This window comes from Streptococcus sp. SCPM-O-B-23252 (M501) (assembly GCF_058200355.1).
On record NZ_JBYQGS010000008.1, the window covers coordinates 1 to 2,210 of the forward strand.

1 tRNA gene and 2 rRNA genes are annotated in these 2,210 nt (G+C 48.3%); all 3 read right to left on the reverse strand.

What is annotated here, in order from left to right:
- Positions 1 to 1,866 (reverse strand): 23S ribosomal RNA (locus AC3E6G_RS09410); the annotation flags it as partial.
- 129 nt (positions 1,867 to 1,995) lie between these two features.
- Positions 1,996 to 2,068 (reverse strand) — tRNA-Ala (locus AC3E6G_RS09415).
- Between the two features lie 53 nt (positions 2,069 to 2,121).
- A 16S ribosomal RNA gene (locus AC3E6G_RS09420) occupies positions 2,122 to 2,210 on the reverse strand; the annotation flags it as partial.

Genomic DNA, 2,210 nt, shown 5'->3' on the forward strand with positions numbered 1-2,210 from the left:
CTAAGCACTCCTCTTAACCTTCCAGCACCGGGCAGGCGTCACCCCCTATACATCATCTTACGATTTAGCAGAGAGCTGTGTTTTTGATAAACAGTTGCTTGGGCCTATTCACTGCGGCTGACATAAGTCAGCACCCCTTCTCCCGAAGTTACGGGGTCATTTTGCCGAGTTCCTTAACGAGAGTTCTCTCGCTCACCTGAGGCTACTCGCCTCGACTACCTGTGTCGGTTTGCGGTACGGGTAGAGTATGCTTAACGCTAGAAGCTTTTCTTGGCAGTGTGACATCACTAACTTCGCTACTAAACTTCGCTCCCCATCACAGCTCAATGTTATAGAACTAAGCATTTAACTCAATTCACACCTCACTGCTTAGACGTGCACTTCCAATCGCACGCTTTAGTTAGCCTACTGCGTCCCTCCATCACTACATACTCTAGTACAGGAATATCAACCTGTTGTCCATCGGATACACCTTTCGGTCTCTCCTTAGGTCCCGACTAACCCAGGGCGGACGAGCCTTCCCCTGGAAACCTTAGTCTTACGGTGGACAGGATTCTCACCTGTCTTTCGCTACTCATACCGGCATTCTCACTTCTATGCGTTCCAGCACTCCTCACGGTATACCTTCTTCACACATAGAACGCTCTCCTACCATACCATTAAAGGTATCCACAGCTTCGGTAAATTGTTTTAGCCCCGGTACATTTTCGGCGCAGGGTCACTCGACTAGTGAGCTATTACGCACTCTTTGAATGAATAGCTGCTTCTAAGCTAACATCCTAGTTGTCTGTGCAACCCCACATCCTTTTCCACTTAACAATTATTTTGGGACCTTAGCTGGTGGTCTGGGCTGTTTCCCTTTCGACTACGGATCTTAGCACTCGCAGTCTGACTGCCGACCATAATTCATTGGCATTCGGAGTTTATCTGAGATTGGTAATCCGGGATGGACCCCTCACCCAAACAGTGCTCTACCTCCAAGAATCTTAATGTCGACGCTAGCCCTAAAGCTATTTCGGAGAGAACCAGCTATCTCCAAGTTCGTTTGGAATTTCTCCGCTACCCACAAGTCATCCAAGCACTTTTCAACGTGCCCTGGTTCGGTCCTCCAGTGCGTTTTACCGCACCTTCAACCTGCTCATGGGTAGGTCACATGGTTTCGGGTCTACGACATAATACTAAGACGCCCTATTCAGACTCGGTTTCCCTACGGCTCCGTCTCTTCAACTTAACCTCGCATCATATCGTAACTCGCCGGTTCATTCTACAAAAGGCACGCTCTCACCCATTAACGGGCTCGAACTTGTTGTAGGCACACGGTTTCAGGTTCTATTTCACTCCCCTCCCGGGGTGCTTTTCACCTTTCCCTCACGGTACTGGTTCACTATCGGTCACTAGGGAGTATTTAGGGTTGGGAGATGGTCCTCCCAGATTCCGACGAGATTCCACGTGTCTCGCCGTACTCAGGATACTGCTAGGTATAAAGACTATTTTAAATACGAGGCTATTACTCTCTTTGGCCTACCTTCCCAGGTAGTTCTTCTATAATCTTTAAGTCCACATTGCAGTCCTACAACCCCGAAGAGTAAACTCTTCGGTTTGCCCTCCTGCCGTTTCGCTCGCCGCTACTAAGGCAATCGCTTTTGCTTTCTCTTCCTGCAGCTACTTAGATGTTTCAGTTCACTGCGTCTTCCTCCTCATATCCTTAACAGATATGGGTAACAGGTATCACCTGCTGGGTTCCCCCATTCGGACATCCCCGGATCTAAGCTTACTTACAGCTCCCCGAGGCATTTCGTCGTTTGTCACGTCCTTCTTCGGCTCCTAGTGCCAAGGCATCCACCGTGCGCCCTTATTAACTTAACCTTATTAACCTAATTTCTTAAAAAATTAGAAAACTCATTAAATATTCACAGCGTTTTCGGTTTATTTTCTTGTTACTATTTGATATAGATATTCAATTTTCAATGTTCATCCTTGGTGATCTCTCACCAATGGAGCCTAGCGGGATCGAACCGCTGACCTCCTGCGTGCAAAGCAGGCGCTCTCCCAGCTGAGCTAAGGCCCCACAAGACCTCTCAAAACTAAACAAGACGAACGTGCAGGTTTCCTTATCCTTAGAAAGGAGGTGATCCAGCCGCACCTTCCGATACGGCTACCTTGTTACGACTTCACCCCAATCATCTATCCCACCTTAGGCGGCTGGCTCC